This window comes from Micromonospora sp. NPDC093244, from assembly GCF_040683695.1.
GTDB lineage: Bacteria > Actinomycetota > Actinomycetes > Mycobacteriales > Micromonosporaceae > Micromonospora.
On record NZ_JBFBEO010000002.1, the window covers coordinates 1,430,679 to 1,454,125 of the forward strand.

23 protein-coding genes are annotated in these 23,447 nt (G+C 71.3%); 10 read left to right on the plus strand and 13 right to left on the minus strand.

What is annotated here, in order from left to right:
• Positions 1-32: 32 nt before the first annotated feature.
• The 3 genes from AB0N27_RS16920 (at position 33) to AB0N27_RS16930 (ending at position 3,458) form a co-directional block, all read left to right on the plus strand.
• On the plus strand, positions 33-485 hold the full coding sequence (locus AB0N27_RS16920) for an SCP2 sterol-binding domain-containing protein (RefSeq protein ID WP_364369734.1): 453 nt from the start codon (positions 33-35) through the stop codon (positions 483-485).
• Between the two features lies 1 nt (position 486).
• Entirely contained in the window at positions 487-1,701 is a 1,215-nt protein-coding gene (locus tag AB0N27_RS16925) for an acyl-CoA dehydrogenase family protein (protein ID WP_364369737.1), read from the plus strand.
• A 194-nt stretch (positions 1,702-1,895) separates the two neighbouring features.
• On the plus strand, positions 1,896-3,458 hold the full coding sequence (locus AB0N27_RS16930; RefSeq protein WP_364369740.1) for an AMP-binding protein: 1,563 nt from the start codon (positions 1,896-1,898) through the stop codon (positions 3,456-3,458).
• Between the two features lie 20 nt (positions 3,459-3,478).
• Here the strand turns inward: AB0N27_RS16930 and purD are convergent, their stop codons facing one another.
• The 3 genes from purD to AB0N27_RS16945 all read right to left on the minus strand — a co-directional run bounded on the left by purD (position 3,479) and on the right by AB0N27_RS16945 (position 7,210).
• Entirely contained in the window at positions 3,479-4,729 is a 1,251-nt protein-coding gene (gene purD, locus AB0N27_RS16935; RefSeq protein WP_364369743.1) for a phosphoribosylamine--glycine ligase, read from the minus strand.
• Positions 4,730-4,820: 91 nt separating this feature from the next.
• The gene (locus AB0N27_RS16940; protein WP_364369746.1) at positions 4,821-5,750 is read right to left on the minus strand and encodes a type IV toxin-antitoxin system AbiEi family antitoxin domain-containing protein; all 930 of its coding nucleotides are present in this window, start codon (positions 5,748-5,750) and stop codon (positions 4,821-4,823) included.
• 170 nt (positions 5,751-5,920) lie between these two features.
• Positions 5,921-7,210: an adenylosuccinate synthase gene (locus AB0N27_RS16945; RefSeq protein WP_364369749.1), complete on the minus strand. Its 1,290-nt coding sequence runs from the start codon at positions 7,208-7,210 to the stop codon at positions 5,921-5,923.
• Positions 7,211-7,334: 124 nt separating this feature from the next.
• Between AB0N27_RS16945 and AB0N27_RS16950 the strand changes: the two genes are divergently transcribed.
• Positions 7,335-8,345, plus strand: coding sequence for a diacylglycerol kinase family protein (locus AB0N27_RS16950; protein ID WP_364369752.1), 1,011 nt, complete (start codon positions 7,335-7,337; stop codon positions 8,343-8,345).
• Positions 8,346-8,680: 335 nt separating this feature from the next.
• On the opposite strand, the gene AB0N27_RS16955 is transcribed toward AB0N27_RS16950, so the two are convergent.
• Entirely contained in the window at positions 8,681-9,031 is a 351-nt protein-coding gene (locus tag AB0N27_RS16955; protein ID WP_364369755.1) for a hypothetical protein, read from the minus strand.
• Here AB0N27_RS16955 and AB0N27_RS16960 point away from each other — a divergent pair.
• Positions 9,030-10,748, plus strand: coding sequence for a chromosome partitioning protein (locus AB0N27_RS16960; protein WP_364369758.1), 1,719 nt, complete (start codon positions 9,030-9,032; stop codon positions 10,746-10,748). The genes AB0N27_RS16955 and AB0N27_RS16960 overlap by 2 nt on opposite strands.
• Positions 10,749-10,791: 43 nt before the next feature.
• Here the strand turns inward: AB0N27_RS16960 and AB0N27_RS16965 are convergent, their stop codons facing one another.
• Positions 10,792-11,220, minus strand: coding sequence for a DUF3151 domain-containing protein (locus AB0N27_RS16965; RefSeq protein WP_357990730.1), 429 nt, complete (start codon positions 11,218-11,220; stop codon positions 10,792-10,794).
• Positions 11,221-11,468: 248 nt separating this feature from the next.
• Here AB0N27_RS16965 and AB0N27_RS16970 point away from each other — a divergent pair, with 248 nt between their 5' ends.
• Complete coding sequence (locus AB0N27_RS16970; protein WP_364369773.1) at positions 11,469-12,662, plus strand: hypothetical protein; 1,194 nt, start codon at positions 11,469-11,471, stop codon at positions 12,660-12,662.
• A gap of 58 nt (positions 12,663-12,720) precedes the next feature.
• Here the strand turns inward: AB0N27_RS16970 and fbaA are convergent, their stop codons facing one another.
• A complete protein-coding gene (gene fbaA, locus AB0N27_RS16975; protein WP_354815565.1) occupies positions 12,721-13,746 on the minus strand; it encodes a class II fructose-bisphosphate aldolase in 1,026 nt (341 codons plus the stop codon).
• A 135-nt stretch (positions 13,747-13,881) separates the two neighbouring features.
• The gene (locus AB0N27_RS16980) at positions 13,882-14,265 is read right to left on the minus strand and encodes a phage holin family protein (protein ID WP_364369776.1); all 384 of its coding nucleotides are present in this window, start codon (positions 14,263-14,265) and stop codon (positions 13,882-13,884) included.
• 125 nt (positions 14,266-14,390) lie between these two features.
• On the opposite strand from AB0N27_RS16980, the gene AB0N27_RS16985 reads away from it, so the two are divergent.
• Positions 14,391-14,603, plus strand: a complete 213-nt coding sequence (locus AB0N27_RS16985) for a hypothetical protein (protein WP_364369779.1) — start codon at positions 14,391-14,393, stop codon at positions 14,601-14,603.
• Positions 14,604-14,746: 143 nt separating this feature from the next.
• Positions 14,747-16,315, plus strand: a complete 1,569-nt coding sequence (locus tag AB0N27_RS16990) for an LPXTG cell wall anchor domain-containing protein (RefSeq protein WP_364369782.1) — start codon at positions 14,747-14,749, stop codon at positions 16,313-16,315.
• A 61-nt stretch (positions 16,316-16,376) separates the two neighbouring features.
• Here the strand turns inward: AB0N27_RS16990 and AB0N27_RS16995 are convergent, their stop codons facing one another.
• Together AB0N27_RS16995 and AB0N27_RS17000 are read right to left on the minus strand one after the other, a co-directional pair.
• On the minus strand, positions 16,377-17,441 hold the full coding sequence (locus AB0N27_RS16995) for an LCP family protein (protein WP_364369785.1): 1,065 nt from the start codon (positions 17,439-17,441) through the stop codon (positions 16,377-16,379).
• Complete coding sequence (locus AB0N27_RS17000) at positions 17,438-17,923, minus strand: SigE family RNA polymerase sigma factor (protein ID WP_364369788.1); 486 nt, start codon at positions 17,921-17,923, stop codon at positions 17,438-17,440. The genes AB0N27_RS16995 and AB0N27_RS17000 overlap by 4 nt, the downstream gene beginning before the upstream one ends.
• Before the next feature lie 183 nt (positions 17,924-18,106).
• Between AB0N27_RS17000 and AB0N27_RS17005 the strand changes: the two genes are divergently transcribed.
• Together AB0N27_RS17005 and AB0N27_RS17010 are read left to right on the plus strand one after the other, a co-directional pair.
• Positions 18,107-19,666, plus strand: coding sequence for an LPXTG cell wall anchor domain-containing protein (locus tag AB0N27_RS17005; RefSeq protein WP_364369791.1), 1,560 nt, complete (start codon positions 18,107-18,109; stop codon positions 19,664-19,666).
• 128 nt (positions 19,667-19,794) lie between these two features.
• Positions 19,795-20,613, plus strand: coding sequence for a DedA family protein (locus tag AB0N27_RS17010; RefSeq protein ID WP_364369794.1), 819 nt, complete (start codon positions 19,795-19,797; stop codon positions 20,611-20,613).
• A gap of 171 nt (positions 20,614-20,784) precedes the next feature.
• Here the strand turns inward: AB0N27_RS17010 and AB0N27_RS17015 are convergent, their stop codons facing one another.
• The 4 genes from AB0N27_RS17015 to AB0N27_RS17030 all read right to left on the minus strand — a co-directional run bounded on the left by AB0N27_RS17015 (position 20,785) and on the right by AB0N27_RS17030 (position 23,396).
• Positions 20,785-21,162 carry a metalloregulator ArsR/SmtB family transcription factor gene (locus tag AB0N27_RS17015; protein ID WP_030332125.1) on the minus strand — a complete coding sequence of 126 codons (378 nt, stop codon included), beginning with the start codon at positions 21,160-21,162 and terminating at the stop codon, positions 20,785-20,787.
• Positions 21,163-21,219: 57 nt separating this feature from the next.
• Positions 21,220-21,759 (minus strand): orotate phosphoribosyltransferase, encoded by a 540-nt coding sequence (gene pyrE, locus AB0N27_RS17020; protein WP_364369798.1) that lies wholly within the window; start codon positions 21,757-21,759, stop codon positions 21,220-21,222.
• A gap of 167 nt (positions 21,760-21,926) precedes the next feature.
• Complete coding sequence (locus AB0N27_RS17025; protein ID WP_364369801.1) at positions 21,927-22,736, minus strand: SDR family oxidoreductase; 810 nt, start codon at positions 22,734-22,736, stop codon at positions 21,927-21,929.
• A 9-nt stretch (positions 22,737-22,745) separates the two neighbouring features.
• Positions 22,746-23,396, minus strand: a complete 651-nt coding sequence (locus AB0N27_RS17030; protein WP_364369804.1) for a hypothetical protein — start codon at positions 23,394-23,396, stop codon at positions 22,746-22,748.
• Between the last annotated feature and the right edge of the window lie 51 nt (positions 23,397-23,447).

Consider the following 23,447-nt stretch of genomic DNA (forward strand, 5'->3'; position numbering starts at 1 on the left):
CGAGTAGCCAAATCTTCCGGAAGGCACACCTGATGACTGACTTCGACCCGGCCACCTTCGCCAATGTCGGCCCCAAGGAGTTCGCCCAGCTGGTCAAGTCCACCCCGGACGACAAGATCGCCCAGGTGATGTCCGGTGACCTGCGCGGCAAGATCCTGGGCGAGGTGTTCGGCCGGATGCCGTCGCTGTTCCGCGCCGACCGGGCCGGCTCCACCAACGCGGTCATCCACTGGATCATCACCGGGCGTCCGGACGGCGGCAACGACACCTACGAGGTCGTCATCGCCGACGGCAAGTGCGACGTGAACGAGACCCCGCAGCACGACCCGAAGCTGAGCCTCACCATGGGCCCTGTCGAGTTCCTGAAGATCGTCTCCGGTGGCGCCAACCCGGTGATGATGTTCATGACCGGCAAGCTGAAGGCCAAGGGCGACCTCGGCCTCGCCGCCAACATCGCCAACCTGTTCGACATCCCCAAGGCCTGACATGGGCGAGTTCTCGCTAGACCTGAACGAGGAACAGCGGGATCTACGCGACTGGGTGCACGGCTTCGCCGCCGAGGTCGTGCGCCCGGCCGCCGCCGAGTGGGACGAACGCGAGGACACTCCCTGGCCGGTGATCCAGGAGGCCGCCAAGGTCGGCCTCTACGGCTTCGAGTTCCTCGCCACCTGCTGGGCCGACCCGACCGGGCTGTCGCTGCCGATCGCCAGTGAGGAACTCTTCTGGGGTGACGCCGGCATCGGCCTGTCCATCTTCGGCACCTCGCTCGCCGTCGCCGCCATCTACGGCGCCGGCACCCCCGACCAGATGGTCGAGTGGGTGCCACAGTGCTTCGGCGACGTCGACTCGCCGGCCGTCGCCGCGTTCTGCACAAGCGAACCCGAGGCCGGCTCCGACGTCGGCGCGATGCGCACCCGGGCCGTCTACGACGAGGCAACCGACGAGTGGGTGCTGAACGGCCAGAAGGCGTACGCCACCAACGGCGGCATCGCCGGCGTGCACGTGGTCACCGCCTCCGTCGACCCCACGCTCGGCTCCCGGGGCCAGGCGGCGTTCGTCGTACCGCCGGGCACCCCCGGCCTCACCGCCACCCGCAAGCTGCGCAAGCTCGGCCTGCGCGCGTCGCACACCGCCGATGTCTTCCTCGACGGGGTACGCGTACCCGGCCGTTGCCTGCTCGGCGGCAAGGACTCCCTCGACGAGCGGTTGTCCCGCGCCCGCTCCGGGCAACGGGCCAGCGGGCAGGCCGCCATGCGCACCTTCGAGCTGTCCCGACCCACGGTGGGCGCGCAGGCGCTCGGCGTGGCCCGGGCCGCCTACGAGTACGCGCTGGACTACGCCAAGGACCGGGTCCAGTTCGGACGGCCCATCATCGAGAACCAGGCCGTCGCCTTCGCGCTCGCCGACATGCGGATGGAGATCGACGCCGCGCGGCTGCTCGTCTGGCGGGCCTCCTGGATGGGCCGCAACAACCGTCCGTTCACCGCCGGTGAGGGCTCGATGTCCAAGCTCAAGGCCGGCGAGGTGGCGGTGTCGGTCACCGAGAAGGCGGTGCAGCTGCTCGGCGGAGCCGGCTTCCTGCGCGACCACCCGGTCGAACGCTGGTACCGCGACGCCAAGATCTACACCATCTTCGAGGGCACCTCGGAGATCCAGCGGCTGGTCATCTCGCGGGCAATCTCCGGAATGCAGATCCGCTGACCCTCGGGTCGGCTGCCGCTCGGGTCGGACACCTGCTGATCCGGCCCGGGCGGCGTCCCTCTACCTATCCGTGCCGTCTTCGTCACCCCCCGTCGACGCAGGCTGGGCCCGCTGCCACGCCCGGTGCATGATCAAGGAAGACGCCCCGACGGACGGGGCTGTCCGCGTACCGCCCCGACAAGGAGGTCTGCGGCATGGACCTGCCGTTCATCGTTGCCACGCTGACCCGTCGCGGCCTGCTCACCCCGGGCCGGCCGGTCCGGATCGCCTCGCAGCTCAACGCGTTGCGCACCTGGGGGTGGAGCCTCGCCGGCGAGCTGCGCCAGGCAGCCGCACGCGACCCCGGCCGGCTGGCCCTCATCGACGAGGACGGCACCGAGCTGACCTACCACGACCTGCTCGACCGAGCCGAACGGATGGCCCGGTCGATGCGGGCCGGGCTCGGCGTACAGGCCGGCGACCGGATCGGCGTGCTCTGCCGCAACCACCGCGGGCTGATCGAGACGATAGTCGCGGCCACCCTGCTGGGCGTCGACTCGGTCCTCGTCAACACCGGCCTCTCCGCCGCCCAACTGGCCACCGTCGCCGAGGAGCAACGACTCCGTCTATTGGTGCACGACGACGAGTTCGCCGAGCGGGTCATCGGCCTGCCCGCCGAACTTCCCCGCCTCGACGAACACGCCCGCGAGGAACTCGTCGTCGGCGCACTGCCAGGTGAGCTGCGCCCGCCGGAGCGCGACGGCCGGATCATCGTGCTCACCTCCGGCACCACAGGTGCGCCCAAGGGCGCCCGCCGGCCCACACCGAGCGGCTTCGGCCCGCTGGTGTCCATCATCGACCGCATCCCCCTGCACGTCCGGGACCGCGTGATGATCGCCGCGCCGATCTTCCACACCTGGGGATTCGCCGCACTCCAGGTGTGCTTCGCGCTCCGCGCCACAATCGTGTTGCAGCGCCGCTTCGACCCGGCCGCCACGCTCACCGCCCTGGTCACCCACCGCTGCGACGCCATGTTCGCCGTACCGGTGATGATCCAACGCCTGATGGAGGTCCCGCCGCCGGACCCGCGCCCCAAACTCAAGGTCGTCGCCGTCAGCGGCTCGGCCCTGCCCGGAGGGCTGGCGCCCAGGTTCATGGACGTCTACGGCGACGTGCTCTACAACCTCTACGGCTCCACCGAGGTCTCCTGGGCCTCCATCGCCGGCCCGCCGGAGCTGCGCCAGGCGCCGACCACCGCCGGCCGGCCGCCCCACGGCACCCGCCTCGCGATCCTCGACGACGAGGGCAAGCCGGTGTCCGACGGCAGCGTCGGACGGATCTTCGTCGGCAACGAGATGCTCTTCGAGGGGTACACCTCCGGAGCCAGCCGGGAAACCCGTGACGGGCTGCTCGACACCGGCGACCTCGGCCGACTCAACGCGGACGGGCTGCTCTTCGTCGACGGCCGAGCCGACGACATGATCGTCTCCGGTGGGGAGAACGTCTTCCCGTCCGAGGTGGAGGACCTGATCGCCAGGTTGCCGCAGGTCCGTGAGGCCGCGGTGATCGGCGTACCCGACCCCGAGTACGGCCAGCGACTCGCCGCTTTCCTCGCACTGCACCCCGACGAGACCCTCGACCCCGACGCGGTCCGCGAGTACGTCCGCCACTACCTGGCCCGGTTCTCCGTCCCCCGGGACGTGATCTTCGTGAAGTACCTGCCCCGCAACGCCACGGGCAAGGTGCTCACCCGAGAGTTGCGCCGCTACTACGGCTGAATCGCCCTCCGGCCCGTCCCTCAACCCGGGATGGTGATCCGGCCGTCGACCGCCGCGGCGGCGATGTCGGTGCGGTGCTGCGAGCCCGCCAACTCCACCCCGTCCACAAGCGCGTACGCGGCGTCGCGGGCGGCGGCCAGGTCGGCGCCGGTGGCCGTACCGCAGAGGACCCGGCCCCCGGCGGACACCAACGCCCCGTCGCCGGCCCGCCGCGCGGTGCCGGCGTGGATGATGCCCTCGCGGTCCGCGCCGGTGATCACATCACCGGTACGCGGCGCCGCCGGATAGCCCTGCGCGGCGAGCACCACGGTCACCGCCGCGCCGTCCCGCCAACGCAGCGGCGGATGCTCGGCCAACGTGCCCGTGGCCGCCGCGTGCAACAACCCGCCAAGCGGAGTCTCCAACAGCGCCAACACCACCTGCGTCTCCGGGTCACCGAAGCGCGCGTTGAACTCGATCACCCGAGGGCCGGCGGCGGTCATCGCCAGGCCGACGTAGAGCAGGCCGGCGAACGGGGCGCCCCGACGCCGCAACTCGGCAAGGGTGGGGTGCACGACGTCGCGCATCACCTCGTCGACCAGGCCGGGCGGAGCCCAGGGCAGCGGCGCGTACGCGCCCATGCCGCCGGTGTTCGGGCCGGTGTCGCCGTCACCGATCCGCTTGAAGTCCTGTGCCGGCAGCAGCGGCAGCGCCGCCTCACCGTCGGTGACCACGAACAGGCTGACCTCCGGGCCGTCGAGGAACTCCTCCACCACGACCCGGCCACACTCGGCGGCGTGCGCCAACGCGGCGGACCGGTCGTCGGTCACCACCACGCCCTTGCCGGCGGCGAGCCCGTCGTCCTTCACCACGTACGGCGCACCGAACTCGTCGAGCGCGCGGCCGGTGCTCTCCTCGTCGGTGCAGACGTACGCCCGCGCGGTCGGCACGTTCGCGGCGGTCATCACGTCCTTCGCGAACGCCTTCGACCCCTCCAGCCGGGCGGCCTCGGCCGACGGGCCGAACACGGCGATGCCCTTGGCGCGTACCGCGTCGGCGACCCCCGCGACAAGCGGCGCCTCCGGCCCGATCACCACCAGGTCAGCAGCCGTCTCCACAGCCAGCGCCGCAACGGCGGCCGGATCGGAAGCGCTCACGGCCCGCAGCTCAGCCACTGAGGCGATCCCCGGATTACCGGGTGCGGCAACAACCGCCGAAACAGCCGGATCCGCAGCCAACCCGAGCGCGAGCGCATGCTCCCGCCCGCCACCACCCACCAAAAGAACCCGCACAACCCGGAATCCTACTGTCCCCGCCACCCACCCCCGTTGATCATGAAGTTGTTGCCCTCCGCCTCGGCGTGTCACGGCGATAACTGCATGATCAACGGCGCTGGGCGGCGGCTATTGCCTGCCGGACCGTCCACGGGATGTAGTCCGGGCGGAGGGTGTCCGACCAGGTGAAGCGCAGTACGGTCCAGCCGGCGTTGACCAGACGGTTCTGCCGCCGGCGATCGGCGAAGACAGCTTCGGGAACGCCGTGCGGGCCGCGACCATCCGCCTCGGCGATGATCCGGTGAACGCGCCAGCCGAGGTCTCCGATGCCGAGCAGATAGCCGTCGTCGTCGCGGACCTCGAGCTGCAGAGCGTCAGGGGGCACTCGGCCGTCGATGCATCGGAGCCGTGCGCGCGTCTCCAGCGGCGACTGCGCCCGCCCGTCTACCTCGGCGAGGTAACTACGAGCCGCGACCGCACCACGCCGCCCATGGACGAGTCGTGGAATCGCGAGCAGGTCATCGACGGTGACGATGCGCCGATTAACCGCCGAGTCCAGCGCGCTGACCGCCTGAAATCGATCAACCCGCAGGCAGAGGTCGGCGAGGGTTCGCAGCGGCGCGGTGGCGCTCACCCCATTCACCTGGACGAGATGCTCGGGCGGGACGACCAACTGATGGACCGTCACCTCCGGGTAGGCCAGTCGAGCAGGCCTGGCGACGGAGCCCGGCACCGACACGTGAATTTGTTTGGTGGCGGGCATCCCGGCCAGCCCGTGCAGCTCGGCGGCAGTCGAGAGCACAGCGGTTGCCGCCGGGCCGAAAGACGCCACCGCAGCCCTGATCTCCGCTCGTCGGGGCACGCGGTCGTAGAGATCGACGTCCACGAGATAGCTGCCCCGCGCGACGATGCGCCACCGGCCGGTCCGACAGAAGCGCTGTACCTCATGGGTGCTCAGGCCAGCGCGACGCGCCTGCCCGAGCGTCACAATTCCGTCCTGCTCGCCGGCAATCCGCCGCACAACGTTCAAGGCGTCCACGCGACAACCCTGAAGGAGTGAAAGACCCGGAACACACCCCTGTGGACAACCCTCCACCCCCTGTGGATAACCCCAGGGCAGATCGCTGGTTGATCATGAAGTTATTGCCACGACACGCCGAGGTGGGAGGCAATAACTTCATGATCAACGCCCGCAAGAGGGCCGGGGGGTTAGGGGAGGAGGGGGTGTTGGACCACGTTTTCTTCTCGGCCGGGGCCTACGCCGATCACGCTGACGCGGGTTCGGCAGAGTTCCTCGATGCGGGCGATGTAGCGGCGGGCGTTCTCCGGCAGCTCATCGACGGTGCGGGCCTTGGTGATGTCCTCCCACCAGCCGTCCAGCTCCTCGTAGATGGGCGTGGCGTGGTGGAAGTCCGTCTGGCTCATCGGCATGTCGTCGACCCGTACGCCGTTGATCTCGTAGCCGACGCAGATCGGCACCTTGGCGAGGCCGGTGAGGACGTCGAGTTTGGTGATGACCAGGTCGGTGACGCCGTTGAGGCGGCAGGCGTACCTGGCGACCACGGCGTCGAACCACCCGCAGCGGCGCTCACGGCCCGTGGTGGTGCCGTACTCCGCTCCGACCTTGCGCAGGTGCGCGCCGTTCTCGTCGAACAGCTCGGTGGGGAACGGCCCGGAGCCGACCCGGGTGGTGTACGCCTTGCTCACCGCGATGACCTTGTTGATCGCGGTGGGCGGGATGCCGGCGCCGACGCAGGCACCGCCGGCGGTCGGGTTGGACGAGGTCACGAAGGGGTACGTGCCGTGGTCCATGTCCAGCATGGTGGCCTGGGCGCCCTCCAGGAGCACCGTCTCGCCCCGGTCCAGGGCGTCCCAGAGCATGGCGCGGGTCTCCGCGATGTACGGCTTGAGCCGCTCCGCGTACGCCAGGTACTCCTCGACTGTGGCTTCGAGGTCGATCGCCTTGCGGTTGTAGACCTTGAACAGCATCTGGTTCTTCTCGCGCAGCGCGAGTTCCAGCTTCTTGCGCAGGATGCCCGGGTCGAGCAGGTCCTGGAGCCGGATGCCCATCCGGGCGACCTTGTCGCCGTACGCCGGGCCGATGCCGCGGCCGGTGGTGCCGATTCGGGACGAGCCGAGGTACCGCTCGACCACGCGGTCCAGTGCCCGGTGGTGCGGCATGATGAGATGCGCGTCACCGGAGATCCGCAGCCGGGACACGTCGACGCCCCGCTCGGCGAGGCCGTCGATCTCGGCGAGCAGCACCTTCGGGTCGACCACCACGCCGTTGCCGATGACGATCATCGCGCTGGGTGACAGCGCGCCGGAGGGCATCAGGTGCAGCGCGTACTTCTGGCCGTCCGGGGTGATCACGGTGTGTCCGGCGTTGTTGCCGCCGGAGTAGCGCACGACGTAGTCGACCCGCTCACCCAGCAGGTCGGTAACCTTGCCCTTGCCCTCGTCGCCCCACTGAGCGCCGAGGAGCACGATCGCTGGCATCTTTTCCGCCTCCAGAAGGCTCGGGTGCCAGGTGGCGACCGGTTGGCGAGCCCGGGGTGTCAGGTTAACAAGTAGTGACGGCGCGGCCGGCAGGGGTCGCGGCGAGAGGCAGGAGGCTCCTTCCGTGTACGACGTGGTGCTGCTCACCCTCGATTCGGAGCGGGACGCTTCCGGGGGCTGCGGCAGCGGCGGAGCCTGCTGCGGCGGCGCGACCGAGTCCGACAAGACCCCGGGGGCCGGCGACGCGGAACACTGCGCCACCAATCGGCCCCGCGTTCCCGTGCTGGCCTGCGCCGACGCGCTGAACGCCCGCGGCGCCCGGGTGCACACGGTCACCGCCCGCTCGAACGCGGAGATCGACGAGGTGCTGGCGCTGTTCGACGGACCGGCCCGCCCGGACGGCCTGACCTGGCCCGACCCGGACAGCAAGACCCGGCTGGTCGTCGCGACGGCAAGCGACGGGCAGTTGCGCGCCGTGCTCCGCCGGCTGGTCCGGCGGTACGCGCCGGCGCCGAGTCGCCGCCCGGCTGACCTGGCCGACGGCCGGACCGTGCCCGACCTGCCGCCGGTGGCCGTCCTGCCGCTGGACCCGGCGCGCGGCGGCACTCAGCGGGACCTGGCCGCGCAGCTCGGTCTGCCGCGCGACCCGGCGGCGGTGGCCACCGCGGTGCTGGACGGCACGCCGCGCCGGCTGGACCTGCTGCGCAACGACGGCGGCTCGGTGACCCTGGACGGCGCTCTGCTCGGCGCCGCCGACGACGCGGGCCGGCCGCTGCACTGGCGGGCCCGGGTGGAGGTGGACGACACCGTCCTCACCAACGGTGACGAACCGCTGCTGGCCTGCGCGGTGGGCAACGCGGGCGGGTACGCGACGCTCGACGACGTGACGCTGTTGGCCGCGCCGGACCCGGCCGACGGCCAGGTCGAGGTCGCGGTGGCCGTGCCGGTGGTCGCCCGCTCGGCGTTGGGTCGCAAGCGGGTACGCCTGGAGGTGCGCCGGGCTCGCGGGCGGGCCGTGTCGGTGCTGCCCCGGGAGGAGAAGGTGCCCTACCTCGATGACGGCGTCGAGGGTGAGCTGACCCGGAAGCGGTCCTGGTGGATCGAACCGGGTGCCTGGGCGGTCTGGTCGAGCTGACCCGGCTGCGTCGTCCGGCCCCGGTCGGCGGGTGCGCCTATCCTCGCAGGAGGACTGGGGAGGGCCGTAATGGACGAAAACGCCGACCGGGCGCGGAAGCCCGGCCAGCAGCCGGCGCCGGAGCGGGACATCGAGCCACTCTGGCCGCCGGATCCAGCAGACCCGGGCGCGGCTGGCGTGGTGCCGCCGTGGGCGTCGGTCGTCGAGCAGAGGGGTACACCGCCGTCGACCGCGCAGTCGCCTGTGACTCCGCCGGTGGCGGCGCCGCCGATCGGCCGCCCACCGGTTCCCGGGCAGCCCGGGGCGCCGGCGCTACCTCCGCCGTCGCCGTCGGACTACCCGTCGCTCACCGGTGCGGTACCGGCACCGGGCGGGTGGGGGAACAACGGCCCCACGTCGGGCTGGGCGCCGGCGCAGCCGAGTTGGCCGCCGCCGGCCGACCCGCCCGCGCCGAACGTGCCGGCCGCGCCGTCCGTGTCGGCCCCGCCGAACGTGCCGCCGAACGGCACGGCCGGGCCAGCGGGCCGGGACCAGCCGGGCAACACCGGAGCCGCCGTTGCCGGCATCCCCGTCGCCAGCACCTCCGAGGTGGCGAGCACCACCCCCGGCACGGGGACGTCGCCGGCGGAATCGGGCTCTCCCCTTCCCGCCCCTCCCGTCGGGTCGGGCGGCGTCGACCTGGACATGCCGTTCTCCCTGGACCGCCCGGCGGTGTCCGCCGCGCCCGCCGACAGCCCGGGCAGCGGCGACAGCGCACGCCCGGGTAGCGCGAACGGCGCCGAACCGGTGGCGTCTGCCCCCGCGCCAGCCGGCCCGGCAGGCCCGCAGGCAGGCGCCCCGGCCGCAGGCGCCCCGGCAGGTCAGGCCGGCGCCCCCACCGCAGGCGCCCCGACCGCAGGCGCCCCGGCCGGCCCGCAGGCAGGCGGCCCGACGGCTGCGGCCGCCGCCGCGCCGGAGTCGTCGCAGGGCGGTGGGGCCGGACAGGACGGGCCAACTGTCGGAACGGCGCGACCGCCCGCCGATTCACCCTGGGCGTACCCGCCGCAGCGACCGGCCAGCGCTGCCGAGCCCACCTCCGACGAGGCGTCCACCGCGACGCCCCCGATTCCCACCCCGCCGCCCACGGTGCCGCAGCAGCAGTCCGGTGGCGCGGCCGGTCCGCAGGCCGGCGGGGGGCAGACCTACACCGCTCAGACCTACTCCCCGGGGATCCCCGGCCAGGTCCCGCTGCCGCCGCCACCTGACCCGTCGCAGTTCGGCGACCCGCCGCACGGTGGTGCCGTGCCCCAGCAGGGTGGTGCGGCGGCCCCGCCGCCGGGTCCCTTCCCGCCGTCGCCCGGCTGGTATCCCCCGCCGTGGCAGCAGGGCACGCCCGGAGTTCCGCCACCGCCGCCGCAGCATTACCAGGAGGCGGACGGGGTGACCCGGGTGCCGGCGGCCGGCTACCAGGACGCCGCCTGGGCACCGGAGAGCGCCGCCGCGCCGACCGCCGAGGACTTCGCGAGGCGCCGGCAGGTCCGCCCGCCCGAGCCGGTGGCGACCATGGGCGTACGCGCGGTGGTCAACAAGATGGGTCTGCTGAGGCTGTCGCCGGGCAGGCACGAGCAGGAGCTCAAGCGGGACATCGAGATGGTGCGCCGCAACTTCGGTGGCCTGCGGCAGGTGACAGTGGTCAACCCGAAGGGTGGTGCCGGAAAGACGGTGGCCATCCTGCTGCTCGCCATGACGTTCGGGCAGAAGCGCGGCGGTTACGTGCTGGCCTGGGACAACAACGAGACGCAGGGCACCCTGGGGATGCGGGCCCAGCAGGACTTCCACTCGCGCACTGTGCGGGACATGCTGCGTGACCTCGGGCAGTTCCAGGGTGCGCACGGGCGGGTCGGTGACCTGTCGCAGTACGTCCGTTCGCAGGGCGAGGGGATGTTCGACGTGCTCGCCTCGGACGAGTCGGCCACCGGCGGCGAGATGCTGACGGCCGCCGCGTTCGCCGAGATCCGCGAGGTGGTCAGCCGGTTCTACAAGTTGATCTTCGTGGACACCGGCAACAACGTACGGGCGCAGAACTGGCAGGCCTCGATGGACGCCACCGACCAGTTGGTGGTCACCATGTCGGCCCGTAACGACTCGGCGGAGACCGCCGCCCGGATGCTCGACCACCTGGAGCAGAGCGGCAGGCAACGGCTGGTCCGGCAGGCGGTGACAGTGGTGTCGATGCCGCCGTCGCGCAAGGAGATCGACCTGCCGGCGATCCAGGAGCATTTCGCGGCCCGTACGCGGGCGGTGCTGCTGGCTCCGTACGAGCGGCTCATCGACAGTGGCGAGCCGATCCGGTACGGCGGGCTCTCCTCGGCCACCCGGGACGCCTGGCTCAAGATCGCCGCCGCGGTCGCCGAAGGGTTGTAGCCCACCGAAGGCCGGCCCGGTGTCGGGCCGGCCTTCGGACGGGTCAGTTGCTGGCCAGCGCGTCCGCCGCCGACGGGTCGCAGTCGCGCAGGAACTGGGCGCATCGGGCCGCCTCGTCGGCCTCGCCGATCTCGTCGGCGGCCCGGGAGAGCACGTACAGGCAGCGCAGGAAGCCCCGGTTCGGCTCGTGCGACCACGGCACCGGGCCGTGGCCCTTCCAGCCGCTGCGGCGCAGCTGGTCCAGGCCGCGGTGGTAGCCGGTGCGCGCGTACGCGTACCCCGTCACCACCTGGCCCTGCGCGAACGCCCGGGCCGCGAGCGCGGCCCACGCCGCGCTGTAGGTCGGGAAACGGGCCGCCACCTCGGCGAACGCCTCGTCCGTGCCGGCCTCCTCGGCGGCGGCCAGGGCGGCGTCAGCCTCGTCGTGCGCGGGCAGGAGGGTGGCCGGTGGCTCTGGCAAAAGGTTCTGCATCGCCCCATTCAACCCGCTGGACAGTGCGACACGCGAGCGGGTCGGCCGGCGCGTTCCGCTGAACGGCTGAGGGTTTGCTCACGCCTGCGGCCTATGCCGCCGCCAGGTGTTTTCCGTTACAACTAATGGTCCGGAGCCTCCCCAGGACCCGGTTACGCAGGAGCCCGGCGGCCACGGCCACCGGGCTCCTGTCGTGCCACCGCCGGCCCCGGGTTTGGCCGGTGGCGGCGGGCGGGCAGGATTGCCGGGTGCCGACCCCACCTCCCGCGGACGTCATCGAGCCGCACCTGCACACCGACGAGATCCAGACCCGCGACGAGTTCGACAGGCAGTTGGCCACCGGCCGACTGACCGGCCTGACCGTGCAGGGGCTGCGCCTCGACCTCGACCCGGTGCCCGACCTGACAGGCATCGAGGTAGCGGGCACCCTCTTCGTGGGCTGCCGGTTCGCCTCCCGGGACGTGGGCGCGGACCTGGTCCGGCGCGGTGCGAACGTGGTGCCGCCGTTCTCCGGGCTGCCGTACCCGACCCAGCCGACGCACCTCTACACCCCTGAGGAACTGGCCGAGGGGTTCGCCGAGGGCGGGTTCGCCGGGATGTACGACACCCGGGTGTACGAGCACTACCGGGCGCACGGCGGCGCGCTGCCGGACGTCAAGGAGGCGCTCGGCCAGCGGCTGCACGACCACGGCGTCGACAACGCGTTGGGCGACGCCACCCGGGCCTGGCTGTCCGCGTACGGGCCGCAGTCGGTCGTGGGGATCATGGGCGGGCACGCGGTGCGGCGCGGCAGTGCGGCGTACCGGATGGCTGCCGTGCTGGGTTGGGAGCTGGCGCGGGCCGACCGGCTGGTGGTGACCGGCGGCGGGCCCGGCGTGATGGAGGCGGCGAACCTCGGCGCGTACCTGGCGGACCAGCCGGCGGCGGAGCTGACGGCGGCTATCGACCTGCTGGCGGCGGCGCCCGACTTCACCGACCACCACCGGTACACGGCGGCGGCGCTGGCGGTCCGGCAGCGGTACGCGGGAGTGCCCCGACAGCGCGGCACCGACGCCGGATGGGCGCGCGCCGGTGGGCTGGCCATCCCGACCTGGCTGTACGGGCACGAGCCGGCGAACCTGTTCGCCGGTCGGATCGCCAAGTACTTCTCCAACGCGATCCGGGAGGACACCATCCTGCGACTCGCACGGGGCGGCATCGTCTTCGCCCCGGGGCGGGCGGGCACCGTGCAGGAGGTGTTCCAGGCGGCCACCAAGACCTACTACGGCACCGACGGGGCCAGCGGCGCGTACATCTTCCTGGATCGTGGCTACTGGACCACCGAGCTGCCGGTGGAGGCGTTGCTGCGCCCGCTGCTGGCGGCCTCGCCGTTCGGCGACCTGTCGGCGACGATCCACCTCACCGACGACGTCCGCGAGGCCGTACGCCTCCTGACGACCTGACGACCTGACGGCGACGGCCGGCTCCCCGTGCGGAGAGCCGGCCGCCTGTCGAACGTCGTTACTTGGCCATCGTGGTGCCGGTGGATCGCAGGTGCTCGCACGCCTCGACGACCCGGGCGGCCAGGCCGGCCTCGGCGGCCTTGCCCCAGGTACGCGGGTCGTACTGCTTCTTGTTGCCGACCTCGCCGTCGATCTTCAGCACGCCGTCGTAGTTGCGGAGCATGTGGTCCGCGACGGGCCGGGTGAAGGCGTACTGGGTGTCGGTGTCGATGTTCATCTTCACGACGCCGTAGTCCAGTGCCTCGCGGATCTCGCTGAGCAGGGAGCCGGAGCCGCCGTGGAAGACCAGGCTGAGCGGCTTGTCCTTGCCGTACTTGGCACCGACCGCCTCCTGGATCTGGTTCAGGATCTCCGGGCGGAGCTTGACGTTGCCCGGCTTGTAGACGCCGTGCACGTTGCCGAAGGTCAGCGCCGCCATGTAGCGGCCCTTCTCGCCGAGGCCGAGCGCCTCGACCATGGCCAGGCCGTCCTCGACAGTGGTGTAGAGCTTGTCGTTGATGGCGTTCTCGACGCCGTCCTCCTCGCCACCGACGACGCCCACCTCGATCTCAAGGACGATCTTGCCCTTGGCGGCCTCGTCGAGGAGCTGGGACGCGATCTGGAGGTTCTCGGCGACCGGCACGGCCGAGCCGTCCCACATGTGCGACTGGTACAGCGGCTGCTCGCCGCGCTTCACCCGCTCCTGCGAGATGCCCATCAGCGGACGCACGAACCCGTCCAGCTTGTCCTTCGGGCAGTGGTCGGTGTGCAGCGCGATGTTCACCGGGTACTTCTTGGCCACCTCGTGCGCGTACGCGGCGAACGCGACCGCGCCGGTGACCATGTCCTTGATCGAGGGGCCGGAGAGGTACTCGGCGCCACCCGTGGAGACCTGGATGATGCCGTCGCTCTCCGCGTCGGCGAAGCCCTTGAGCGCCGCGTTCAGCGTCTGGGAGGAGGTCACGTTGATCGCGGGGTACGCGTACCGGCCAGCCTTGGCGCGGTCCAGCATCTCCGCGTAAGCCTCGGGGGAAGCGATGGGCATGTGATGCGCTCCTTACTTACCACTCTCGGCCGTGCTGGCCGCTGTTGTTCACGTGTGCGCCGGACCGCGCTGTCCTCCACCCGGAAGTATCCCGTAGGTGAGGTGCGTCGGAACAACCGACCCGGGTACGGCCGTTCACCGCCGGTCCAGGTGGTCCGGCACGATGACGCTGATCAACCAGGTGACCACTGTCATCACGATCGCTCCCCAGAAGGCCGGCCAGAAACCGTCCACCTGGAACGGCAGGTCGAGCCCGCTGGCGATCCGGTCGGTGAGAAGGAAGAGCAGCGCGTTGACCACCAGCGCGAACAGGCCCAGGGTCAGCAGGTAGAACACGCAGCCGACAACCTTGATCACGGGCTTGAGCACCGCGTTGATCACGCCGAAGATCAGGGCGACCACGATCAGGGTGAGGACCGTGTTGCCGCCCGAGCGGCCGTTCACGTCCACCCCGGGCACGATCAGCGTGGTGATCCACAACGCGACAGCGGTGATCGCCAGTCGAATGAGGAAGCCCACGGCCCCATCCTGGCATCGGCGCGCACCCCCGAGGGGGCGATTCCGCCGACTCGGCTTCCGGGCGTGCCGCCGGCACAGCCCGTACGGTGGGTGGGGACCGTGCACCGAGACCCCCGGGAGGGACGATGGGTCAGCCCGACGAGGACTTCACCCCCGGCGACCACCTCGCCGCGGACGAGCGTGACCCCGAGGCGGAGCCGGCCGACGCCGTCGAGCAGGCCACGGTGGTCGGCCCCGCCGACGTCGACGGCGAGCCGCAGCGGGGCCTGGAGGTCGACGACTGGGACGCGATGGAGCAGGCCCGGGTGGTCACCGGGGACGAGGACGACTACCGCTAACCACCGCGGGGCCTGCTGCCCGTTGCGGCAGAGGTGGCAGTCCGTTCGGGCCTTTTGACGGACATCTATCCGTCAGAGCCACCGGAGATGCCGCCGTCTCCCTAGGTTGGACGGGCGCCACCGTTTTCCACGGGAGGACCCCCATGTTCAAGCACCCGTTCCGCTGGCTGGCAGGCCTCGGCGCCGCAGGCGCGTTGGTCGCCGCCTCCGTCACCCCCGCCGTGGCCGCCGCCGCGCCCACTGTCGAGCCCTACTTCCAGGACTCCACGCTGGCCGTCGGCTCGGCGCCGGTCACACGCCAGTTGTTCCTGTTCGCCGACGGGCCGACGGTCCTCACCGACGTCTCCCTGCGGTACGACTACCGCTCCCTGGCCAGCAAGATCACTGTTGCCCCGGCCGACGGTCAGACGTGCACGGCGCCGGAGCCGGGTGTCCTGGTCTGCGATGATCCCTTCGGCATCGACATCAGCGAACTGCCGCCGCTGGGCAGCGGGATCCACCGTGGCGTGGCCGAGCGGGTACGCATCGCCGCCACCGACGACGCGCAGCTCGGCGACTCCGGCGACATCGCGGTCAGCTTCGAGGCGGCCGGCGGGCAGCGCGGCAGCTACACCTCGCAGGTCCGCATCGGCGAGGGGGTCGACCTGGCCGGCGGTCCGTTCACCGACCACTCCACCACCCCAGGCGGGACGGTCACGCTGCCGCTTGTCGTGGCCAACGTGGGCGCCACGACCGTGCGGGGTTTCGTGGCGGTCTTCGACCTGCGCTACTCGTTCCGGGCCACGGACCGGTTCAGCAACTGCCTCTACTCCGGCGACCACCTGCTCTCCTGCCAGTTCGACGAGGAGATCCCGGTCGGCCAGGCAGTCGGCACCACGTTGGACTTCCAACTCGCCAGGGACACCTACGCCCCGAGCAACCAGTCCGGCTACGCCCAGTTCATGACCAAGGCCGACTTCGAGGACCTGGGCCGGGTACGCGACGCCGTCGGCGCCCGGGCGGCCACCCGCGGTGGCGGCGCGAAGCTGACCCTGGCCGAGGCTCCCAGCAGGATGCGGCAGGCCGACCAGACCGACGTCGGCCCCGGCTTCGACTACACCGGGTGGGACGTCAGGGTCACCGGCAGGAACGGCACCGACCTCGCGGCCATCGGCGACACCCTCAAGGGCGGCGTCGGCGCGGTCGTCACGGCAACCGTCGGCTTCCGGAACAACGGCCCGGCGACGCTCGACAAGGTGAACGCGGACTACGAGGCCGCCACCCACACGGACGTCGAACTGCCGCCGGGCACCACAGCCGTCCGGATCCCCCTCGGTTGCCACCTGCGCCAGGGCACCCGGACGTACCTGTGCGCCTCGGAAATGCTCCTGGTGGCAGGCAAGAGCTACACCATGGACTTCCAGCTACGCATCGACAGGGTCATCCCCAACGCCCGGGGTGCGGTGCGGGTCAACGCGCCGTGCGAATGCCCCGCCGGCGGCAGCTTCGGGGACGACATCAAGCCGGCCAACGACAGGGCCACGATCCTGGTCAACGCGCGGGCCGCCGACGGTGGCCCGGGTGACGGCGGTGGCGGTGGTGGCGGCGGCGGCACGCTACCCATCACCGGTGCCCCCACCGGTCTGCTCGCCGGCATCGGGGGCCTGCTGCTCGTCACCGGTGTGGCCAGCTACCTGCTCGCCCGGCGTCGGACGACCCAGTTCATCGCCTGACGTCCGCGTGGCCGCCCCGCCGTCCAGATCTGGACGGCGGGGCGCGTCGCCGCACACCGCCTCAACGGACGGCGTCGACCCGCTTCGGGTGGCGGGCCGTCCAATCGCCGAGCCGGTCCTCCCGCAGCGCGGCCAGGAACTCGGGCGCACCCTTCGGGTCGAGGCGCAGGTGCCAGGCAGGTCCGGCCGACTCGACGACCGGCAGGCTGAGCCCGACCGGCTCGACCGACCGCAGCGCCGGGACGAGCCGCAGCAGGTCCAGCGCGGTGGCCCGGTCGGGTGACACCACGAGGTCCGGGCCGACGGCGGCCAGCAGCCTGGCGAGGCGTACCGGATCGGTGAGCACGCCCTGGTCGGCGGCCTGCCGGAGCAGACCGGCGGCGAAGAGCCGGGCGTTGCGTTCCCGGTCCTGGCCACCGTTCGGCAGGCCGTAGCGCTGGCGGAGCAGGTCGACCGCCGCAGCCCCACCGAGACGCTGACACCCGGCCGGGAAGACGCGCTTCGTGTGCACCGAACGCACCTGCTCGGGCAGACACACAGGCACCCCGCCCACAGTGTCGGTAACGGTCCGCACCGTGGAGTAGGTCAGCACCACGCCGGCGTCCACCCGTACGCCGGTCAACTCGGCCACCGTACGGCGGGTCAGCTCGTAGCCCTTCGCGGCCTGCGGCCTGCTGAACCCGGCACCGAACGGAAACGCGGCGTTCAACTTCTCCGTGCCGTGGCCCGGGATGGACACGTCCAGGTCACGTGGCAGCGACACCAGGTACGGGCGACTGCGGTCGGCCGGGATGTGCACCAGCAGCAGCGCATCCGACCGCGACGCCTCCGGCCCCTCGCCGTCGAGGCCGAGCAGCAGGATGTTCAGGGCGCCCGTCGGAGCCGGTCGGCTGGACTCCCCGAGCAGATCCGCGACCGGTGGCGGCCCGGCGCGCTCCGGGGTCAACAGGGGCACCCCGATCCCCAGGACGCCGAGCAGCGCCAACGCCGCACCACCGGCCTGCCACCGCCGCCGACGGCGACGCCGACGCGCCACCAGGCGGTCGATCGCGGCCCGCAGTGGACCGGTCGGCGGGGTCAGCGGCTCGTGCCGAGCGAAGGCGGCACGCAGGTCATCCTCGATCATGAGCGAACCTCCACGTACTCGGCCCGGAGCGTGGCCAGGGCCCGGGAGATGGACGAACGTACGGTCCCGACGGCACAGCCGAGGATCTCGGCGATCTCGGCGTCGGGCAGGTCCTCGTAGTACCGCAGCACGAGGGTCGCGCGCTGGCGGCGCGGCAGCCGGGACAGCCAGGACCAGACCTGGTCCCGGTCCACGGCCGACTGGGCGTGGTCGGCGGACGCCGGCACGGACTCGTCGGGCTCTCCGCGCAGGAGCACCCGGCGCATCCACGAGCCGCGCTTCCAGTCGACGTACTGGTTGGTGAGCATCCGGCGCACGTACCGCTCGGGCGAGTCCGCCCGGGCGACCCGCCGCCAGTTCAACTGGACCCGGACCATCGTCTCCTGCACCAGATCCTGCGCCTGATGCGGATCGCCGGTGAGCATCACCGCGTACCGCAGCAGTGGTGCCAGTCGCGTGTCCGCGAACTCCTCGTACGTCACTGCACCTCCCGGGCTCCTGCCTCAGATGACGGGAGCGGGTAGCCGGAACGTTGCGGTGACACTGATCAACCGTTCGGCTCGTGTTGGCATCCCGGCGATGCTCGGGGCCATGCGCAACCTTAGGGATTCCTTAAGATCCACGGGCTGCACCCTGAATCTTCCCCGCACTGGAGGAACCCCCTCATGCTCACCCACTCCACCCGGCGTTGGCTCGCCGGGCTGGGCGTCGCAGGCGCGTTGGTCGCCGCCTCCGCCAGCCCGGCCCTCGCCGATCCTGCCCCGGAGTTCGATCTGTACTTCCAGGACGTCACAGTTGCCGCCGACTCGGCCGGCGTCGTGCGGTCGCCGTCGCTGTACAGCAACGAGTCCACGGTGCTCAACGACGTCTCGGTCCGCTACGACTACCGCAGCCTCACCGGCAAGATCACCCTGGCCGGCGAACGCAGTGACATCTGCGAGGCCGACGGGGATGGCGTACTGCTCTGCCGCGAGTACTTCCCGCTCTCCGTCGACGAGCTCTACGGCGGCTTCTTCAACAACATCGTCATCGCGCCGACCGACAAGGCGGCCACCGGCGACACCGGCGAGCTGAAGATCAGCGTCAAGACCGCGGACAAGCAGATCGCCAGCTACACCTCCCGCATCCGGGTCGGTCAGGGCGTCGACCTGCAGGCCGGCCCCGACACCACGGCGACGGCGGCGCCCGGCGGCAAGTTCCAGGCTCCGCTCGCGGTGTTCAACGCCGGCACGACCGAGATCGATGGTTTCGTGGTGCTGTTCGACAACGACTACGGCATCCGGACCAGGGAGCGGTTCGACAACTGCCTCTACGCCGAGGACTTCCTGTTCGCCTGCGAGTTCGACGCGAAGATCCCCGTCTCCGGTGGTGCGTCGACGACGCTCAACTACGAGCTGGCCAAGGACACGTACGCGCCGGGCCGCGAGTACGGAGGCGCCTGGTTCATGACCCCGGCCGATTTCGAGGACCTCCTCGGCGTCCGGGAGGAGGCGGGCGCTGAGAAGGCTCGCCGGGGCACCGGCAAGACGCTGTCGCTGAAGACGGCCTCCACCGCGCGCGCGGCTCGCGCCGTGCAGACCGACACCGACCCCGACAACAACACAAGTGTTCTGCAGGTCGATGTGACGGGCGAGAACGGGGCCGACCTGGAGGCCATCGGTGCCACGCTCACCGGTAAGAAGGGCGCGGTCCTGACCGCCGCGCTGGGCTTCCGGAACAACGGTCCGGCAACGCTTGACTACATCCGCAGCGACTCCCAGGTGACCTACATCGACGTGACGGTTCCGACCGGCACCACGGCCGTCGAGGTGCCGATCGAGTGCGCACCGCGTGCCGGCAACAACGCCGAGTGGGACGAGGCGGGCACGCCCGGTGCCGCGGCGTACCGCTGCTACCCGGGGCCGTTCGCTCCGGCTGGTGAGGAGCTGACCGGCGAGTTCTCGTTCCGCATCGACAAGGTGGTCGCCAACGCCAGCGGCACCGTCAAAGTCAACGTGCCGTGCGAGTGCGAGGGCGGCTTCTATGCCGACCTCAAGCCGGCCAACGACACTGCCAAGATCGTGGTGAACGCGGCCACCGGCGGCGAGGGCGGCGGTGACGGTGGCGCGCTGCCGATCACCGGTGAATCGACCGGCCTGATCGCCGGTATCGGCGCGCTGCTGCTCGCCGCGGGTGTCGGCGGCTACCTGGTGGCCAAGCGTCGCCGGACCCGCTTCGTCGCCTGATCCATTCCGTACCAACCGGTGCCCCGTCGACCACCAGGTCGGCGGGGCACCGTCGTCCGCGACGACGGCGCGGGTGGGTGGGAAGGCCCGGTCCGGCGCGGCCCGAGGCTGCGCCTTCGGTACCCTTTGTGGCCGTGGACACAGCTGAGACGACCCGCGCTCTCATGGAGAGCGTCGCCCTGAACCCGCTCGACCCCAAGGAGCTGTTGCAGACCTTCGGGCTGATCGGCGTCTGGGTGATCCTCTTCGCCGAGACCGGCCTGCTGGTGGGCTTCTTCTTCCCGGGGGACTCGCTGCTGTTCCTCGCCGGCGTGGCGGCTTCGCCGGTGGCGGACGCCATCTTCGGTGACGGCACCCGGCTCTCTCTGGCCGGCCTGCTGATCGGTGGGCCGGTCTGCGCGATCGTCGGTGCCCAGCTGGGGCACTGGCTCGGATCGCGGTACGGGCGGCCGATGTTCGAGCGGCCGAACTCGCGGCTCTTCAAGAAGGAGTACGTCGAGAAGGCCGAGTACTACTTCCAGAAGTTCGGCCCGGCGAAGGCAGTGGTGCTGGCGCGCTTCATCCCGATCGTCCGCACCTTCCTCAACCCGGTCGCCGGTGCGCTGGGCATGCCGGCGCGGCAGTTCCTCATCTGGAACATCGTCGGCGGGGTGCTCTGGGTGGACGGCATCCTGCTGATCGGCTACCTGCTTGCCGACCGGATCTACCAGGCGATCGGCGACAAGATCGACCACTACATCCTGCCGGTGGTGGCCCTCATCATCGTGCTCTCGGTGCTGCCGATCTTCTTCGAGTTCCTGCGTGACAGGCGGGCCCGTAAGCGCGGCGAGGCGGTCGCCGTGGTCGCGGCGGCCAGCGCCGCGGGCGCGGTGGACGCGGTCCGCGAGGCGTTCGACCACGACGACGAGCACGACCGGCGGCGGCCGGAGCACGGCCAGGACCGCTGAGCATCGGGTACGACGACGGCCGGCCCCCTGGTGCGGGGGTCGGCCGTCGGCATGTCGGACCCGGCCTCCGGCGGTGCGGCCGGGGACGAGTAGGTATCAGTGGACCGGTGGCGCCACCCCTGGCTCGCCACCGGACACCGTCCCGGAGTGGGACGGTGCGCAGCGCCTACGTCAGCGGGCCTTCTTGGTGGCCCGCTTGCGCGGCGGGGTCAGCAGGTCCGCGATCGTCGCGATCGCACTCGGGACCAGGCTGTAGTACGCCCAGACACCGCGCTTCTCCCGCTGCAGCAAGCCAGCCTCGGTGAGGATGCGCAGGTGGTGACTGACCGTCGGCTGGGAGAGGCCGAGGGGTGCGGTCAGGTCACAGACGCACGCCTCGCCCTCGGGGGCCGACTGGATCAGGCTGAGCAGCCGCAGCCGAGCAGGATCGGCGAGGGCCTTGAGGACCCCCGCGAGACGCTCGGCATCGGCACGTTCGATCGGCTCGCCGTTAAGCGGCGAGATCTGAGGCATAGTCATTTCGGCCAACGCAGTTCCCACGTATTCCATCCTTCCACCAGCAGCATCGATCCGCCTGCATATCAGCAGATCCGAATCGGCAAATTTTTACGCCACAAGGCCGAGGTCAGCCAACGTATAGGCCGCCCGGTACGGCAATCCGGCGGCTCGCACCGCGTCGCCGGCGCCTCGATCAACAATAACCGCCACACCCACGACTTCCGCTCCGGCCTCACGTAGCGCCTCGACCGCGGTCATGACGCTTCCGCCCGTCGTGGACGTGTCCTCCACCGCCAACACCCGGCGGCCGGCCACCTCCGGTCCCTCGATCCGCCGCTGCAGACCGTGCGCCTTGCCCGCCTTGCGCACCACAAAGGCGTCCAGAGCGCGTCCGGTCGGAGCGGCGGCGTGCAGCATCGAGAGCGCGACAGGGTCCGCGCCCAGGGTGAGTCCGCCGACGGCGTCGTACTCCCAGTCGGCGGTGAGGTCGAGCAGCACTCGACCGACCAACGGAGCGGCCTGGTGATGGAGCGTGACACGTCGCAGATCGACGTACCAGTCTGCCTCGCGCCCCGAGGACAGCACGACCCGTCCGTGCACCACAGCCAGGTCGGTAATGAATTTACGCAGGTCGTCGTGGTCCCCCATGGCGATAGAGGTTACTGCGCAAGTCTGGACGCCGTGTGGACGGCCCACCCCGATCAGGCTGACGAGGGACCGATGGTTGGCGATGTACGACTACGCTGAGCGACTGGCTCGATTGCGGCGCGCCAACGTTGTCACGGCGACGACCGGGGGTTGGACGGGTGCGGCGCTCAGCGTTCGTCGCGACCGATCCGGCCGCGGGTGTCCCGCGCGACCACCTGGAGCAGCCGGCGCGGCGCGTGGCGCAGACCGGCGACGGCCACCTTGTACTTCCACGCCGGGATGCTTACCAATTTGCCTTTGCCCAGGTCACGTAGGGCTTCGTCGACCACGTCCTCGGCTTTCAGCCACATCCACTCAGGTGTCTTCGACATGTTGATGCCGGCCCGCTTGTGGAATTCGGTGCGGGTGTAGCCGGGGCAGAGGGCCATCACCCGCACCCCGTACGGCCGCGCAGACTGGCCCACGGACTCGCTGAAGTTGGTGACCCACGCCTTGCTGGCCGAGTACGTCGATCCCGGCATCACCGCGCCAAAACCCGCTACGGAAGAGACATTTATCACTGCCCCGGCGCGCCGTTCGGTCATCGATCGCAGCGCTGCGAGGGTCAGTCGCATGACGGCGTGCACATTGAGCCGCAGCAGGCGCGCCTCGTCCTCGGCCGTGGAGCGGAGGAACGGTTTGTTGAGGCTGATGCCGGCGTTGTTCACCAGAAGGTGCACCGGGCTGCCGCTGCTCAGCCGCTGCTCGACGGCGTCGCAACCGTCGTCGGTGGACAGGTCCGCCGACAGCGTCTCCACGTCGTGGCCGTGCCGGGACCCCAACTCGGCGGCCAGCTCCGTCAGCCGGCCCGCGTCCCGGGCGACGAGCACCAGGTGCCAACCGTCGGAGGCGAGCCGTCGAGCGAACGCCGCACCGATGCCGGCTGTCGCGCCGGTGACCAGGGCCCGTCGCTCGGCGGTCGCGGGGTCGAGCGTCACGGGCGGTCCTCACCTGGGCGGATACGGGGGCGGCGGCTGGTGCGGTGCGGGTGGGAACCCGGGCGGAGTGGCTGGTGCGGTCGGCGCCGAGGGGCGGTGTCGACCGAACCAGGCGTTCGCCGCCGGCAGTGCCAGCAACGTAGCTACCACAAGGTAACCGAGGCCCTGCCCCACGGAAAGACCGGCGTTGACGGGAATCCACCACGACGGGTACGCGTCCGCGATCAGGCCCAACAGCTCCGCCGTGGCCCGTTCACCGTCGCCGAGCCGCAGCGGCGCGGCGCGCTCACCGACGAGCACCGCCACGCTGCAACAGCCGGCGAGCAGGCCGAACCCGCAGACGACCCAGGTGGCCACCCGAACGCCACGCCTACCGGTGAGCAGCGCCAGTGCCAGACCGGCCAGCAGGACCGCGGAGAACGCCGCCACCACAGCCGTCAGCACCGTGGACAACCGCAGCAGCGTCGCCACCTCGTCGATCTGCTGCGGGTTCGCCGACGTGTCCCGGGCGGCCGAGCGGAACGCGTCGACAGTCCGCCCCAGCACCGCCAGGTCGACGACGGTGTACGCGAGCGCGGCGACAGCCATCACCAACAGCACCGCCGTGGCCAGCAGGACCACGGCGGGCCGTCGGGCCCGTGCCGATTCGGGGTACGACACGACGAATCCCTCCGGTAGGCGTCGGGTTGCAACCTACTCGGAGGGATCGTC

Coding starts and splice junctions, on each gene's coding strand:
- AB0N27_RS16920 (WP_364369734.1), top strand. CDS start 33: ATGACTGACTTCGACCCGGCCACCTTCGCCAATGTCGGCCCCAAGGAG.
- AB0N27_RS16925 (WP_364369737.1), top strand. CDS start 487: ATGGGCGAGTTCTCGCTAGACCTGAACGAGGAACAGCGGGATCTACGC.
- AB0N27_RS16930 (WP_364369740.1), top strand. CDS start 1,896: ATGGACCTGCCGTTCATCGTTGCCACGCTGACCCGTCGCGGCCTGCTC.
- AB0N27_RS16945 (WP_364369749.1), bottom strand. CDS start 7,210: ATGCCAGCGATCGTGCTCCTCGGCGCTCAGTGGGGCGACGAGGGCAAG.
- AB0N27_RS16960 (WP_364369758.1), top strand. CDS start 9,030: ATGCCGTTCTCCCTGGACCGCCCGGCGGTGTCCGCCGCGCCCGCCGAC.
- AB0N27_RS16955 (WP_364369755.1), bottom strand. CDS start 9,031: ATGTCCAGGTCGACGCCGCCCGACCCGACGGGAGGGGCGGGAAGGGGA.
- AB0N27_RS16965 (WP_357990730.1), bottom strand. CDS start 11,220: ATGCAGAACCTTTTGCCAGAGCCACCGGCCACCCTCCTGCCCGCGCAC.
- fbaA (WP_354815565.1), bottom strand. CDS start 13,746: ATGCCCATCGCTTCCCCCGAGGCTTACGCGGAGATGCTGGACCGCGCC.
- AB0N27_RS16985 (WP_364369779.1), top strand. CDS start 14,391: ATGGGTCAGCCCGACGAGGACTTCACCCCCGGCGACCACCTCGCCGCG.
- AB0N27_RS16990 (WP_364369782.1), top strand. CDS start 14,747: ATGTTCAAGCACCCGTTCCGCTGGCTGGCAGGCCTCGGCGCCGCAGGC.
- AB0N27_RS16995 (WP_364369785.1), bottom strand. CDS start 17,441: ATGATCGAGGATGACCTGCGTGCCGCCTTCGCTCGGCACGAGCCGCTG.
- AB0N27_RS17005 (WP_364369791.1), top strand. CDS start 18,107: ATGCTCACCCACTCCACCCGGCGTTGGCTCGCCGGGCTGGGCGTCGCA.
- AB0N27_RS17015 (WP_030332125.1), bottom strand. CDS start 21,162: ATGGAATACGTGGGAACTGCGTTGGCCGAAATGACTATGCCTCAGATC.
- pyrE (WP_364369798.1), bottom strand. CDS start 21,759: ATGGGGGACCACGACGACCTGCGTAAATTCATTACCGACCTGGCTGTG.